This window comes from Streptomyces sp. NPDC048496, from assembly GCF_043200055.1.
Classification (GTDB): Bacteria; Actinomycetota; Actinomycetes; order Streptomycetales; family Streptomycetaceae; genus Streptomyces.
Genome location: NZ_JBICXB010000008.1, coordinates 17,127 through 31,178, shown reverse-complemented (window position 1 = coordinate 31,178; position 14,052 = coordinate 17,127). Strand labels below are relative to the sequence as shown.

The window sequence follows — 14,052 nt, the reverse complement described above, 5'->3', positions numbered from 1 at the left end:
GGAGCGGCGGTTGTCTGGGCGGGCCGTAGCATGACGGGACCACGATGGGGGAGGCCCATGTCAGAGAACACAGAGCAGCCCGCGAACGGGGCTGCGCCACGCGATCCGTGGGCTCCGCCGGACAACAGGGTGCCGCTGGAGAAGCAGACCGGTGACCCACTCCCGCCCGCTGTGCACGACCAGCAGACGGTCACCTCGATGCCGACCGCAGGAACGGGACCGGCGCCCACGGCGGGGTTCGGCGCCGCACCGGGGACCGGCCCCTTTGCCGCCCCGGGGACCGGCCCCCTGCCCGGAGCGGGACCGGGGCCCGGGAACGTACCGCCGCCGCCGATCGCGCCGAACGGTCCCGGGCAGCAGGTCCCTCCGGCAGGACCGTACGGATACCCGGCCGCACCCGTTCCGCAGTACGGCGGTTATCCGGGATACCCCGGCTACGGCCAGGCGGCCTGGGGCGGACCGGCGCCCGCGAACGGGCTCGGTATCGCGTCGATGGTGCTCGGCATCATCGCCGTGGCCGGCTTCTGCATGTGGGGGCTCGGGGTCGTCCTCGGCGTCCTCGCGCTGATCTTCGGTCTCATAGGCCGTGGCCGGGTCAACCGGGGTGAGGCGAACAACGGCGGCGTCGCGCTGGCCGGCATCATCCTGGGCTCGCTCGGCATCGTGATCAGCGGAGCGTTCCTGGGCTTCCTGATCTGGAGCGTGAGCCACGACTTCAACAATCACGACAGCTACCCCTACGACGACACGTACGGAACGTCCCTGGTCGTGGACGGCACGCGATAGAGGCAGGAATGCCGCCGCACAGAGCAAGGCCCGCGGGGCGGTGGGGAGAACCCCGACCGCCCCGCGGGCCTTTTCATATCGCGTCGGGCACAGCGCGCAGCCGTGTTCGCGCCTCCATGAGGGCGAACCCCAGCAGATTCAGCCCCCGCCAGGACGCCGGATCCTCCGCTCGCGGGTCGTCCGCCGCCAGTCCGATGCCCCAGATCCGGTCCACGGGGCTGGCTTCGACGAGCACCCGGTCCCCGGTGTTCACCAGGAACTCCCGCAGCTCGGCGTCCTGGCCGAACTTGTGGACACTGCCCGCCACCACCAGGGCGAACCGCTCCCGCTCCCACACCGTGTCGTCGAAGGCGCGGACCAGCCGGCCTGCCTTCTTCGCCGCCGCGGGGCTGCTCGCGGACAGCGCACGGTGCTCCGCCTCCGTGTCGCCGAAGAGCCGCGCCTTGCCGGCCATCATCCAGTGCTCGGCCGACGCGTACGTCACCCCGTCGACCGTGAACGGCGAGGGCCACCACTGGCTGAGGCAGCTCGCGCCGATCCGCCCGTCCGGCCGAGGGCGGTGCCCCCAGAACGGCAGGTACTTCACCTTCTCACCGCGACGGGTTCGCGCCACGAGCTCGCTCAGGTGTTCCATGACATGCGAGTGTGGCATCCGCCACTGACACTCCGTACGTGGATTTCCGCGGCGACGCGACACATGGTCGACAGATTCCGTTGCGTAACCAAAAGGCAACAACGGAATCACTTGTTGGGCTCCGTCTCCTCTGTCAGGATCGGCACTCAAATCGAGCAGAAGCTACGCCGCCCCGGTACACGGAGACAGCGGCGGAGGAGAGCGTCATGGGCAAAGGCTTCCACGTGCGGGACCGCTTCGCGGCCGGCGCGCAGTACATCGGCGGAAAGCTGCGCTCCGGCACATCGGGACGCAGCCACGACGTCGTGAACCCGGCTACGGGCGAGATCGTCTACACCTACGAACTGGCGGGCACCGCCGATGTCGACGCGGCCGTCGCGGCCGCCCGCGAGGCGTTCCCCGGCTGGTCGGGTGCCACCCCGGCCGAGCGGTCCGAGGCGATGCACCGGTTCGCCGCCGTCCTCGCGGAGCAGGCCGACGACTTCGCGTACGCCGAGTCGCTCCAGTGCGGCAAGCCCATCAAGCTCTCCACCGAGTTCGACGTGCCCGGCACCGTCGACAACACCTCCTTCTTCGCGGGCGCCGCCCGCCACCTGGAGGGCAAGGCCGCCGGGGAGTACGACGGCGACCACACCTCGTACGTACGCCGTGAGGCCATCGGCGTCGTCGGCTCGATCGCCCCCTGGAACTACCCGCTCCAGATGGCCGCCTGGAAGATCCTCCCGGCGGTCGCGGCGGGCAACACGATCGTGCTGAAGCCCGCCGAGATCACCCCGCTGACCTCGCTGATGTTCGCCCAGGCGGCCACCGAGGCAGGCATCCCGGACGGTGTGATCAACATCGTCACCGGCGCGGGCAAGGACGCGGGCGAACATCTCGTCGGCCACCCGGACGTCGTGATGACCTCCTTCACCGGCTCCACCGCCGTCGGCAAGCGGGTCGCGGAGATCGCCACCGCCACCGTCAAGCGCCTCCACCTCGAACTCGGCGGCAAGGCCCCCTTCCTGGTCTTCGACGACGCCGACCTGGAGGCCGCGGTCAACGGCGCGGTCGCCGGAGCGCTCATCAACACCGGCCAGGACTGCACCGCCGCCACCCGCGCCTACGTCCAGCGGCCGCTCTACGACGCCTTCGTGCAGGGCGTCGCCGAGCTGATGGAGACCGTCCGGCTCGGCGACCCCTTCGACCCGTCGACCGACCTCGGCCCGCTGATCAGCCACGCCCAGCGGGACCGGGTCGCCGGCTTCGTCGAGCGCGCCCGTGCGTACGCCACCGTCGTCACCGGCGGTGAGGCCCCCGGCGGCGACCTGGCGGACGGTGCCTACTACCGGCCGACGCTCGTCGCGGGCGCCGCCCAGGACAGCGAGATCGTCCAGTCGGAGATCTTCGGCCCGGTCCTGGTCGTGCTGCCCTTCGACACCGACGACGAGGGCATCGCCCTCGCCAACGACACCCCGTACGGACTCGCCGCCTCCGCCTGGAGCCGCGACCTGTACCGGGCGGGCCGCGCCACCCGCGAGATCAAGGCGGGCTGCGTCTGGATCAACGACCACATCCCGATCATCAGCGAGATGCCGCACGGCGGATACAAGGCCAGCGGCTTCGGCAAGGACATGTCGGTGTACTCGTTCGAGGAGTACACACAGGTCAAGCACGTGATGTACGACAACACCGCGGTCGCCCGGAAGGACTGGCACCGCACAATCTTCGGGGACCGATAGCCAGGCCGGACAACGGCCACACCCACCCGAAAGGGCAACGCGCATGGAGCAGTACGAGCCGGAGCACCTCTCCGCGGCCCAACTGGCCGCGATGCGGCGCAGTCTTACCAGTGGCAGGGGTGCCCTCACCCGCCGTTCGTTGCTGCGCGCCTCCGGCATGGGCGCGCTCGCGCTCGGCGGCCTGGGCACGCTGAGCGCGTGCGGCATCCCGCCCGCGCAGCGGGAGGGGGACGCAGCGGCGGCCTCCGACGACCACTCGGCCAAGGAGAAGCAGGTCAACTTCTCCAACTGGACCGAGTACATGGACGTCACCGACGACGGCAAGCACCGGCCCACCCTGGAGGCGTTCACGGAGCGCACCGGGATCAAGGTCAAGTACACCGAGGACATCAACGACAACGTCGAGTTCTTCGGCAAGATCAAGCCGCAGCTCGCGGCCGGCCAGGACACCGGCCGCGACATTATCTGCGTCACCGACTGGCTGGCCGCACGCGTCGTCCGCCTCGGCTGGGCGCAGAAGCTCGACGCGTCGAACCTGCCGCACGCCTACGCCAACCTCTCGGCCCAGTTCCGCTCCCCGGACTGGGACCCCGGCCGCGCCTACTCGTACCCGTGGGCGGGCATTCCCACCGTCATCGCCTACAACTCCAAGGCGACCGGGGGCCGCAAGGTCGATTCCGTCAGCCAGCTGCTCGACGACCCGAAGCTCAAGGGACGGGTCAGCTTCCTCTCGGAGATGCGCGACTCCATCGGCATGACCCTGCTCGACATGGGCAAGGACCCCGGCACCTTCACCGACGCCGACTACGACGCCGCGATCGGCCGGCTCCAGAAGGGCGTCGACAAGAACCAGATCCGGCGCTTCACCGGCAACGACTACACGGCCGACCTCGACAAGGGCGACATCGCCGCCTGCGTCGCCTGGGCGGGCGACATCATCCAGCTCCAGGCCGGAAACCCGGACATCAAGTACGCCGTCCCGGCCGCCGGTTACATCATTTCCAGCGACAACCTGCTCGTCCCGGTGAAGGCCCGGCACAAGACCAACGCCGAGAAGCTCATCGACTACTACTACGAACCGTCGGTCGCTGCCAAGCTCGCCGCGTACATCAACTTCGTCTGTCCGGTCGACGGAGTCCGCGACGAACTGGCGAAGATCGACCAGGCGATGGCCGACAACGTCCTGATCCTTCCCGACAAGGAGATGGCGGCCCGGTCGCACGCCTTCCGTTCGCTGACCTCCAAGGAAGAGACGGCGTACGAAGAGAAGTTCGCCAAGCTCATCGGCGCCTGACCGACCCGCCTTTCCTTCCCCCGACCTCCCCCTGACACCACTGGGACTGCGACCCATGACACAGCAGCAGACAGAAGGCGGCGACGTCCGCCTCACCGGGATCAGCAAGTCGTACGGTTCCTTCAAAGCCGTCCAGCCGCTCGATCTGACCGTTCCGCAGGGCTCCTTCTTCGCCCTGCTCGGGGCGTCCGGCTGCGGCAAGACCACCACCCTGCGGATGATCGCGGGGCTGGAGGAGGCCACGACCGGCACCATCTCGCTGGGCGGCCGGGACATCACCGACCTCCCTCCGTACAAGCGGCCCGTCAACACCGTCTTCCAGAGCTACGCGCTCTTCCCGCACCTCGACATCAGCGAGAACGTCGCCTTCGGTCTGCGCCGGCGCGGCATCAAGTCGGTCAAGAAGCAGGTCGACGACATGCTGGACCTCGTCCAGCTCGGCGACTTCGCGAAGCGCAAACCGCACCAGCTCTCCGGCGGCCAGCAGCAGCGCGTCGCCGTCGCCCGCGCCCTGATCAACCACCCGCAGGTGCTCCTGCTCGACGAGCCGCTCGGCGCCCTCGACCTCAAGCTGCGCCGCCAGATGCAGCTGGAGCTCAAGCGCATCCAGACCGAGGTCGGCATCACGTTCATCCACGTCACCCACGACCAGGAGGAGGCCATGACCATGGCCGACACCGTCGCGGTGATGAACGCGGGCCGCGTCGAACAGCTCGGCGCCCCGGCCGATCTGTACGAGAATCCGAAGACGACGTTCGTCGCCAACTTCCTCGGCACCTCCAACCTCATCGAGGGCGAGATCACCGAGGCCGGCGAGGACATCCTGGTCGGTGCGGGCGGCATGACGCTGCGGCTGCCCGCCGGGCGGTGTCAGGCACCCACCGCCCGTGGCGGCAGGCTGCTGCTCGGCGTCCGTCCGGAGAAGATCTCCCTCGCCCACGCCGACGACGCGGACTCCATAGCCGCCGGACGCAACCGGGTCACCGGCCGGATCACCGACTCCAGCTTCATCGGTGTCTCCACGCAGTACGTGGTGGAGAGCCCGGCCGGCAAGGCGCTTCAGGTGTACGAGCAGAACATCGAGCGCGACACCCGGCTCACCTCGGGAGCCGAAGTCGTCCTGCACTGGAACCCCACGCACACCTTCGGCCTCGACGCGGCCCAGGACATCGACGCGGGCGTGGAGACGGTGGAGGACGCGACGTGACCGTCACCGAAGCGCCGCCCGCGCCGCCCACAGACCCCGCCGAGCTTCCTGTACGCAAGGCCTCCACCCGCAAGCGGCTCGTCCCGTACTGGCTGCTGCTCCCCGGCATCCTGTGGCTCGTCGTCTTCTTCGCGCTGCCGATGGTCTACCAGGCGTCGACCTCCGTACAGACCGGATCCCTGGAGAAGGGGTTCGAGGTCACCTGGCACTTCCAGACCTACTGGGACGCGCTGTCCGAGTACTACCCGCAGTTCATCCGGTCCCTGCTGTACGCGGGCACCGCGACGATCCTGTGCCTGCTGCTCGGCTACCCGCTCGCGTATCTCATCGCGTTCAAGGCGGGCCGCTGGCGCAACGTGGTGCTGGTACTGGTCATCGCACCCTTCTTCACCAGCTTCCTGATCCGTACGCTCGCCTGGAAGACGATCCTCGCGGACGGCGGTGCGGTCGTCGACGTGCTGAGCACCCTGCACGTCCTGGACGTCACCAGCTGGCTCGGCTGGACCGAGAACAACCGGGTGCTGGCCACGCCGATGGCGGTGGTCTGCGGTCTGACGTACAACTTCCTGCCGTTCATGATCCTGCCGCTCTACACCTCGCTGGAGCGGATCGACGGCAGGCTGCACGAGGCGGCCGGCGACCTGTACGCCACCCCTGCCACCACCTTCCGCAAGGTGACGTTCCCGCTCTCCATGCCGGGCGTCGTCTCCGGCACGCTGCTGACCTTCATCCCGGCCAGCGGTGACTACGTCAACGCGGAACTGCTGGGCTCCACCGACACCAAGATGGTCGGCAGCGTCATCCAGACCCAGTTCCTGCGCGTCCTCGACTACCCGATGGCGGCCGCGCTCTCCTTCATCCTCATGGCGGTCGTCCTGCTGATGGTCACCGTCTACATCCGCCGCTCCGGGACGGAGGACCTGGTCTGATGTCCGTACTGCGCTGGCTCCGCCGCCATCTGATCGTCATCGCGGGTCTGCTGACCCTCGCGTACATGATCCTGCCGAACATCGTCGTCATGGTGTTCTCCTTCAACAAGCCGAACGGGCGCTTCAACTACGCCTGGCAGCGCTTCTCACTGGACGCCTGGACGGACCCCTGCGGCGTCGCCGACATGTGCGGCTCGCTCTCGCTCTCCCTCCAGATCGCCACCTGGGCGACCATCGGCGCGACCGCGCTCGGCACGATGATCGCCTTCGCGCTGGTCCGCTACCGCTTCCGGGCACGCGGCGCGATCAGCTCGCTGATCTTCCTGCCGATGGCGATGCCCGAGGTCGTCATGGCCGCCTCACTGCTCACGCTCTTCCTCAACATGGGTGCGCAGCTCGGTTTCTGGACGATCCTCATCGCGCACATCATGTTCTGCCTGAGTTTCGTCGTGACGGCGGTCAAGGCGCGCGTGATGTCGATGGACCCGAGGCTGGAGGAGGCGGCCCGCGATCTGTACGCGGGCCCCGTGCAGACGTTCCTGCGGGTGACCCTGCCGATCGCCGCCCCCGGAATCGCCGCGGGAGCGCTGCTCGCCTTCGCGCTCTCCTTCGACGATTTCATCATCACCAATTTCAACGCGGGCTCGACCGTGACCTTCCCCATGTTCGTCTGGGGTTCGGCACAGCGCGGCACACCCGTGCAGATCAACGTCATCGGCACGGCGATGTTCATCATTGCCGTACTGGTGGTTGTCGCCGGCCAGCTGATCGCGAACCGGCGGAAGAACAGCGCACGATCCTGAAGTCCTGAAGGAGTTGGAAACCATGGCCCCAGTTGCCATGCGTACTGCTGCACAATCACTCTCCGGCGCCCGGCCGGTCTCGTTCTGGCTGGACGACCCCGGCAGGCCCGACGCGCTTCCCGCGCTCACCGGCGACGAACACTGCGATCTGCTCGTCATCGGCGGCGGATACAGCGGACTGTGGACCGCGCTGATCGCCAAGGAACGCGACCCGGAACGGGACGTCGTACTGATCGAGGGGCACGAGGTGGGCTGGGCCGCCTCGGGCCGCAACGGCGGATTCTGCGCCGCCTCCCTCACCCATGGCCTCCCCAACGGCCTGGAACGCTGGCCCGACGAGATCAAGAAGCTGGAGCAGCTGGGCGAGCAGAACCTCGACGCCATCGAGGCGGCTGTCGCCCGCTACTCCATCGACTGCGAGTTCGAGCGCACCGGCGAGATCGATGTCGCCACGGAACCCCATCAGCTCGAAGAACTCCGGGAATGGCACCGGGAAATGGAGCAACTCGGCTTCACCGGAGTGGAATTCCTCGATCAGGACGCACTGCGCGCGGAGGTCGACTCGCCGACATTCCTGGGTGGGCTCTGGGACCGGCGCGGGGTCGCCATGCTGCACCCCGCCAAGCTCGCCTGGGGGCTGAAGCGGGCCTGCCTCGATCTGGGCGTACGGGTGTACGAGCACACTCGGGGCCTCGAACTGGCCAGGACCGCCACCGGGATGGCGGTCCGCACGCCGTACGGGAAGGTCCTCGCCCGGCGGGTCGCGCTGGGCACGAACATCTTCCCGTCACTGGTGAAGCGGGTGCGTCCGTACACCGTCCCGGTCTACGACTACGCGTTGATGACCGAACCGCTCACCGCCGACCAGCTCGCCTCCATCGGCTGGAAGAACCGGCAGGGGCTCGGCGACAGCGCCAACCAGTTCCACTACTTCCGGCTCTCCGCGGACAACCGGATCCTGTGGGGCGGCTATGACGCGATCTATCCGTACGGTGGCCGGCTGAGCGCCGATCTCGACCAGCGGCCGGAGACGTTCCTCAAGCTCGCGGGCCAGTTCTTCGACTGCTTCCCGCAGTTGGCCGGGGTGCGTTTCAGCCACGCCTGGGGCGGTGCGATCGACACCTGTTCCCGCTTCTCCGCCTTCTTCGGTACGGCCCATCAGGGTCGGGTCGCCTACGCCGCCGGATTCACCGGGCTCGGTGTCGGAGCAACCCGGTTCGGCGCCGATGTGATGCTCGACCTGCTGTCCGGCGAAAGGACCGAGCGGACCGGTCTGGAAATGGTGCGCACCAAGCCGATGCCGTTCCCCCCGGAGCCGTTCGCCTGGACCGGGATCGAACTCACGAAGAGGTCCCTGGCCAGGGCGGACAGCAATGGCGGGCACCGCAATCTGTGGCTGCGGACGATGGACCGCCTGGGGCTCGGCTTCGACAGCTGACCGGGCCGCGAGCCGGGTCATACGCGGTGTGACCCGGTTCACTGCTAGTGCCGGGAGGGGCACTGGTGGCCCCAACCCGCACCTGGCCCGGACTGCTCGGTCTGATGACGTGGTCCATCAACGGGGACCGCTTCGACAACGGTGAGTTCTCGAAGAACGTCGACGCCTACTTCGGCGGCCGACGCCGCCGTGAGGGACAGCTCGACCAGCGGAGTGCCAGGAGGAGCAGCCCGCTCAGGCACCAGCTGCCGAGCACATCCAGCGGCCAGTGATAGCCGCGCAGCACCAGACCGATGCCCGTCGCCACTGTCAGCAGGACAGCGGCGACGGGCATCGGCCATGACCACGTCGACCGCCCTGCCGTACCTGTGCGCGGTGCGAGCAGCAGCGCCGCGGCCCCGTACGCCACCGCGGCCGTCGCCGCATGGCCCGACGGGTAGTAGCCGGTCGCCTCGGTCAGCGGTCCCGGACGGGCGATCACGTCCTTGAGCGGGACGATCAGCGCGGGTACCGCCGCCATGGCGAGCGCCGCGGACAGCGGCGCACGGCGTGCGCCGCGCAGCAGCGCGTAGACGATCGCGCACCCCAGGACCGGGAGCGCGACCTGCATGTTGCCGAGATCGGCGAGGAATTCGGTGAGCCGGGCGGGACCGTGTCCGACGACGGTCCGGCCGATCCGCTCGTCCAGCCCGCGCAGCGGGCCGTCGGCCGCGACCTGCCAGGTGAGGAGCGCGAAGACCGTGAGCAGCGACGACACCAGCGAAAGGAGAAAAGCCGACCGCCCCGGAACAGGGGGGGTGGTTCCGGGGCGGCCGCCTGGATCGGTTTGCCGCGCGCCCCGGGGGGTTTGGGGCGAGCGGCCATCCGATCGGTGAGGAGTTCCGGAGCCAGAGGCTCCGGTGGTGTGCGCGAAGGCACGGCCAGGACGGTGCTGGGGAAGCGCCGGCCCGGCGTCGCCGGCAGTCCCCTGCGGGCGGGGTGTTTCTCTCATCTGCAGAAACCGTACGGCAGCCGACGGGGGACCGACAGCCGGAATCGGATCCCGCCATCGGCCCCCCACACGTTCTTCACAGGCCCTCACGTGGGCCCGGTCAGGATCGGCTCCGGGACCGGATCAGATCTGGGTGAACGCCTGCTCGATGACGTCGAGGCCCTCGTTCAGCAGGTCCTCGCCGATCACCAGCGGCGGCAGGAAGCGCAGCACATTGCCGTACGTGCCACAGGTGAGGACGAGCACGCCCTCGGCGTGGCAGGCCTTCGCGAGCTTCGCGGCGGCCTCCGGGTTCGGGTCCTTCGTGCCGGACTTCACCAGCTCGATCGCGATCATCGCGCCGCGGCCGCGGATGTCACCGATGACATCGCCGTTCGGCAGCTTCGCCTGCATCTCGGCGAGGCGGCCCTTCATGACCTCCTCGATGCGCTTCGCCTTCCCGTTCAGGTCCAGCTCACGCATGGTCTCGATGGCACCGAGCGCACCCGCGCAGGCCACCGGGTTACCGCCGTACGTACCGCCGAGGCCGCCCGCGTGCGCGGCGTCCATGATCTCGGCGCGGCCGGTCACCGCGGAGAGCGGCAGACCGCCCGCGATGCCCTTGGCGGTGGTGATCAGGTCGGGGACGATGCCCTCGTCCTCACAGGCGAACCACTGGCCGGTACGGCAGAAGCCGGACTGGATCTCGTCCGCGACGAAGACGATGCCGTTGTCCTTGGCGAACTGCGCGATGGCGGGGAGGAAGCCCTTCGCCGGCTCGATGAAGCCGCCCTCGCCGAGCACCGGCTCGATGATGATCGCGGCGACGTTGTCGGCGCCGATCTGCTTGGTGATCTGGTCGATGGCCTGGGCGGACGCCTCGGCACCGGCGTTCTCCGCACCGGTCGGCCAGCGGTAGCCGTACGCCACCGGGACGCGGTAGACCTCGGGCGCGAACGGACCGAAGCCCTGCTTGTACGGCATGTTCTTGGCGGTCAGCGCCATCGTGAGGTTCGTCCGGCCGTGGTAGCCGTGGTCGAAGACGACGACGGCGGTGCGCTTGGTGTAGGCACGGGCGATCTTCACGGCGTTCTCGACGGCCTCGGCGCCGGAGTTGAACAGCGCGGACTTCTTGGCGTGGTCGCCCGGCGTCAGCTCGGCGAGCTGCTCACAGACCTCGACGTACCCCTCGTACGGCGTGACCATGAAACAGGTGTGGGTGAAGTCGGCCAGCTGCGCGGACGCGCGGCGTACGACGGCCTCGGCGGAGGCGCCGACCGAGGTCACGGCGATGCCGGAGCCGAAGTCGATCAGGCGGTTGCCGTCCACGTCCTCGATGATCCCGCCACCGGCACGGGCGGTGAACACCGGCAGGGTGGAGCCCACACCTGCGGCGACCGTCGCGAGACGGCGGGCCTGCAGCTCCACCGACTTCGGGCCGGGAATGGCAGTGACGACGCGGCGCTCCTGCGGAATTGCGGTCATGCGGGGCTCCTGGGGGTGTTTCGGACGCTTCTCTCTGCAGGCTAGGGGCGAGGCCGGGGGTCCGGCATGTTCCGTTCGGGAGAAGTGGCGGGTCACGGTTGTCCGTCACGGACATAGCGACCGGCATGGCCCCGGCCCGGCAACAGGTGCGAGACATCCCGATCGACAGCGTCTGACGGGGTGGTACGGGGCACTAGATTGAGGGGATCGGGCGCCCGCGCCCGGAGTTACCGGTCGGCGCTGGTCAGGGGACGAGGGACAGCACATGGACACCGAGGGCACGTACGAATCACGCGGCACCCGCTCCGGTCATTCGGTGCCGCGCCCGGCCGGCCCACCACCCCCCGTGCTGCCGCCCATGCCGGGCCACGCACCGGCCTCCGGGCCCTCCCTCGGCGACTGGCTGCGCATCCCCAGGCCCCTCGCGGAACCGGGCGTCTGGCGGTTCGGTCACACCTCCCGGCCCGCCCAGGAAGAGGAGCGCACGCCCGACCGCACCCTGCTCAGCGGAGCCGTGATCTCGCTGCTGGCCTCCATCCTCGTCTGGTCGCTCTGGCGCAACGGATACATCCCGTACTGGCGGGTGCCGCTGAAACTCTTCACCCCCGACGGCTGGTGGGGACCGTTCGGCGATCAGCCGCTGACCCACGGGGCCGTACGGGCGCTCGACATATACCGCCTCCTGATCATCGGAGCCATCTTCTACGGGTTCGGCCGCTTGGGTAACTGGCGCGCCGCGTTCGAACGATGGGTCGGGGGCCGGGGACCCGCCACCCGGGCAGGCGGCGCCGCGGTCGGCGCCCTGCTGGTCTGGATCCTCGTATGGAACGGGACCGTGCCGGGCATGAAGCTCACCTTCAGCTTCGCCGCACCCTGGCTGGGCACCGACCGCACCGTGACCACCGCGGTCACGTACACGCTGTACGCCCTGATCACCCTGGTGATCGTGTGGCCGTTCGCGAAGCTCGGACGATGGGCGGAACTGCGGCGCCGTACCTCCGGCGGCAACGGACCGCAGCACCCGCCGACGGCCCACGCCGCCACGACCGGGCGCGCGAACGACAACGTGCACGGCGGCACGGCCCAGGACACGGACCGCGGCACCGGAGGCCGCACGGACGACGGCGCGGACGATCCGGCCGAGTGGCCCGATCTGCGCGCCGTCGGACAGAACCAGGTCGCCGCCAAGCTCTCCCAGGAGGCGCGGTCGGGCCGGATGAACGACGTCGACTACGCCCGTATCCGACGTGCCTGGACGTCCGTACGCGCCGACAGCAGCCGGCTCCCCGCCTTCACCGACACCGTGCTGCGCAACGGCGCCGCCGCCTGCACCCACCCCTCCGGCGCACGTGATCTCCCGGTCCGTGCCGCCCGGCACGATCTGCTGGTCGACCAGGTCAGACTCGGCACCGTCGACGACAGCGAACGCAACCCCTACGCACGCCGCGGCAACGGCATCGCCCTCGACCCCGGGCTGCTCGGCACGTCCCTGTTGGCGGTCGGGCCGCCGGGGGCGGGCAAGAGCCGCGCATTGATCCGGCCGGTCGTCGAATCCCTCGCCCTCCAGGCGCTCGCCGGGCGCGCCGCCGTCGTCGCGGTGTGCGCCGCCGGAACCCAGCTCGGCGCCGACGAGGGCTTCGACGTCGTGGTCAAGCTCGGAGACCCGTCCTCCGTCCACGATCTCGACCTGTACGGAGGCACCACCGACCCCGACGAAGCCGCTGCCGTGCTGGCCGAGGGGCTCGTCGGTGATCTCCAGGAGGTGGACAGCCGACGCGCCGCCACCGCCCTCGCCCAGCTCCTCGGTCCCTACCGCGCCGCCCACGGCCGCTTCCCCTCCGTCCCGGAGCTGCGGGAACTGCTCGACGGCGTACCGGAGACGCTCTCCACCCTGCGCGAGGCCCTCGACGCCACGGGCCGGCAGGACATGCACCGCGAACTGGACGCGCGCACCCGCCAGTCCGGTGCCACCGGCGACGCCGGACCCGCGCTCGCGGACCGGGTCGCGCTCCTCGACCGGCCCGCGTTCGCCGACTTCTTCGACACCACCGGCAAGGCCCGCCCCTTCTCCCTGCGGGCCCTGGAACACCCACTCAGGGTCCGCATCGACCTGCCCGAACGCGGCCACGCCGAGGCGTCGCGGATGCTGGCCCGCCTTGTCCTCGCCCAGTTCACGGCGAGCGCCGCCACCCGCACGGACCGCTCGCTCTTCGCCTGCCTCGTCCTCGACGACGCGACCCGCACCCTGACCCCCGACACCGTCCGCGGAATCCAGCGGCTGCGCTCCGCGCACGCCGGAGCCGTGGTCACGCTGCGCACCCTCGACGACGTCCCGGAGGGCCTCCACACGGCGTTGCTCGGCGCCGTGGGCTGCCGGATGGCGTTCTCCGGGATCACCACCTGGGACGGCAAGAAGTTCGCCGAGGCGTGGGGCACGGAATGGGTCGAGACGAGAGACGTCACCCAGCGCACGGTCTTCGCCGACCAGCCGATGACCCGGGCCATCCACGCCTTCCGCAAACTGGTCACCGGGAAGGCCGTGACCACGGACGCGGTGACCGTACGCCAGGTCGAACGCGAACGCTGGTCCGCCTCCGAACTGGCCCATCGCGTTCCGGCCGGACACGCGGTGCTGTCCCTCACGACCGTACGAGGGGACCACGCGCCGCCCCTGCTGGTGAACCTGAACGGCTGAACCGTGTGTCCATGCGGCCTTGACGTGCGAACCGGGTCCTCCGCAGCTGATCCGGCGGGCGGGAACGGTGCCGTATATCCGGGAGCGGTT

At 69.5% G+C, this 14,052-nt stretch carries 11 protein-coding genes; 8 read left to right on the top strand and 3 right to left on the bottom strand.

Annotated elements, in window-relative coordinates; genetic code table 11:
- Positions 1-57 precede the first annotated feature (57 nt).
- Positions 58-786 (top strand): DUF4190 domain-containing protein, encoded by a 729-nt coding sequence (locus ACGFSA_RS11200; RefSeq protein WP_393302888.1) that lies wholly within the window; start codon positions 58-60, stop codon positions 784-786.
- 73 nt (positions 787-859) lie between these two features.
- Here ACGFSA_RS11200 and ACGFSA_RS11195 read toward each other — a convergent pair whose 3' ends face one another.
- Positions 860-1,420 (bottom strand): NADAR family protein, encoded by a 561-nt coding sequence (locus tag ACGFSA_RS11195; protein ID WP_393302886.1) that lies wholly within the window; start codon positions 1,418-1,420, stop codon positions 860-862.
- Between the two features lie 206 nt (positions 1,421-1,626).
- Here ACGFSA_RS11195 and ACGFSA_RS11190 point away from each other — a divergent pair, with 206 nt between their 5' ends.
- The 6 genes from ACGFSA_RS11190 to ACGFSA_RS11165 are packed head-to-tail and all read left to right on the top strand — an operon-like array spanning position 1,627 to position 8,812.
- Positions 1,627-3,141 carry a gamma-aminobutyraldehyde dehydrogenase gene (locus ACGFSA_RS11190; RefSeq protein ID WP_393302884.1) on the top strand — a complete coding sequence of 505 codons (1,515 nt, stop codon included), beginning with the start codon at positions 1,627-1,629 and terminating at the stop codon, positions 3,139-3,141.
- 43 nt (positions 3,142-3,184) lie between these two features.
- Positions 3,185-4,435, top strand: a complete 1,251-nt coding sequence (locus tag ACGFSA_RS11185) for a PotD/PotF family extracellular solute-binding protein (RefSeq protein ID WP_393302882.1) — start codon at positions 3,185-3,187, stop codon at positions 4,433-4,435.
- 55 nt (positions 4,436-4,490) lie between these two features.
- Positions 4,491-5,642, top strand: coding sequence for an ABC transporter ATP-binding protein (locus tag ACGFSA_RS11180; protein WP_393302880.1), 1,152 nt, complete (start codon positions 4,491-4,493; stop codon positions 5,640-5,642).
- The gene (locus ACGFSA_RS11175) at positions 5,639-6,571 is read left to right on the top strand and encodes an ABC transporter permease (RefSeq protein WP_393302878.1); all 933 of its coding nucleotides are present in this window, start codon (positions 5,639-5,641) and stop codon (positions 6,569-6,571) included. Before ACGFSA_RS11180 ends, ACGFSA_RS11175 begins: the two co-directional genes overlap by 4 nt.
- Positions 6,571-7,374: an ABC transporter permease gene (locus ACGFSA_RS11170; protein WP_393302876.1), complete on the top strand. Its 804-nt coding sequence runs from the start codon at positions 6,571-6,573 to the stop codon at positions 7,372-7,374. The genes ACGFSA_RS11175 and ACGFSA_RS11170 overlap by 1 nt, the downstream gene beginning before the upstream one ends.
- Positions 7,375-7,396: 22 nt before the next feature.
- Positions 7,397-8,812: an NAD(P)/FAD-dependent oxidoreductase gene (locus ACGFSA_RS11165; RefSeq protein ID WP_393302874.1), complete on the top strand. Its 1,416-nt coding sequence runs from the start codon at positions 7,397-7,399 to the stop codon at positions 8,810-8,812.
- Between the two features lie 166 nt (positions 8,813-8,978).
- Here ACGFSA_RS11165 and ACGFSA_RS11160 read toward each other — a convergent pair whose 3' ends face one another.
- A complete protein-coding gene (locus tag ACGFSA_RS11160) occupies positions 8,979-9,803 on the bottom strand; it encodes a phosphatase PAP2 family protein (RefSeq protein WP_393302872.1) in 825 nt (274 codons plus the stop codon).
- Positions 9,804-9,926: 123 nt separating this feature from the next.
- On the bottom strand, positions 9,927-11,267 hold the full coding sequence (gene gabT, locus ACGFSA_RS11155; RefSeq protein WP_327244090.1) for a 4-aminobutyrate--2-oxoglutarate transaminase: 1,341 nt from the start codon (positions 11,265-11,267) through the stop codon (positions 9,927-9,929).
- 265 nt (positions 11,268-11,532) lie between these two features.
- Between gabT and ACGFSA_RS11150 the strand changes: the two genes are divergently transcribed.
- Positions 11,533-13,962 carry an ATP/GTP-binding protein gene (locus tag ACGFSA_RS11150; RefSeq protein ID WP_393302869.1) on the top strand — a complete coding sequence of 810 codons (2,430 nt, stop codon included), beginning with the start codon at positions 11,533-11,535 and terminating at the stop codon, positions 13,960-13,962.
- Positions 13,963-14,052: the final 90 nt, after the last annotated feature.

Bases quoted from the DNA above. Each gene is read 5' to 3' on its own strand.
- ACGFSA_RS11200 (WP_393302888.1), top strand. From the start codon at position 58: ATGTCAGAGAACACAGAGCAGCCCGCGAACGGGGCTGCGCCACGCGAT.
- ACGFSA_RS11195 (WP_393302886.1), bottom strand. From the start codon at position 1,420: ATGGAACACCTGAGCGAGCTCGTGGCGCGAACCCGTCGCGGTGAGAAG.
- ACGFSA_RS11190 (WP_393302884.1), top strand. From the start codon at position 1,627: ATGGGCAAAGGCTTCCACGTGCGGGACCGCTTCGCGGCCGGCGCGCAG.
- ACGFSA_RS11185 (WP_393302882.1), top strand. From the start codon at position 3,185: ATGGAGCAGTACGAGCCGGAGCACCTCTCCGCGGCCCAACTGGCCGCG.
- ACGFSA_RS11180 (WP_393302880.1), top strand. From the start codon at position 4,491: ATGACACAGCAGCAGACAGAAGGCGGCGACGTCCGCCTCACCGGGATC.
- ACGFSA_RS11170 (WP_393302876.1), top strand. From the start codon at position 6,571: ATGTCCGTACTGCGCTGGCTCCGCCGCCATCTGATCGTCATCGCGGGT.
- ACGFSA_RS11165 (WP_393302874.1), top strand. From the start codon at position 7,397: ATGGCCCCAGTTGCCATGCGTACTGCTGCACAATCACTCTCCGGCGCC.
- ACGFSA_RS11160 (WP_393302872.1), bottom strand. From the start codon at position 9,803: ATGAGAGAAACACCCCGCCCGCAGGGGACTGCCGGCGACGCCGGGCCG.
- gabT (WP_327244090.1), bottom strand. From the start codon at position 11,267: ATGACCGCAATTCCGCAGGAGCGCCGCGTCGTCACTGCCATTCCCGGC.
- ACGFSA_RS11150 (WP_393302869.1), top strand. From the start codon at position 11,533: ATGGACACCGAGGGCACGTACGAATCACGCGGCACCCGCTCCGGTCAT.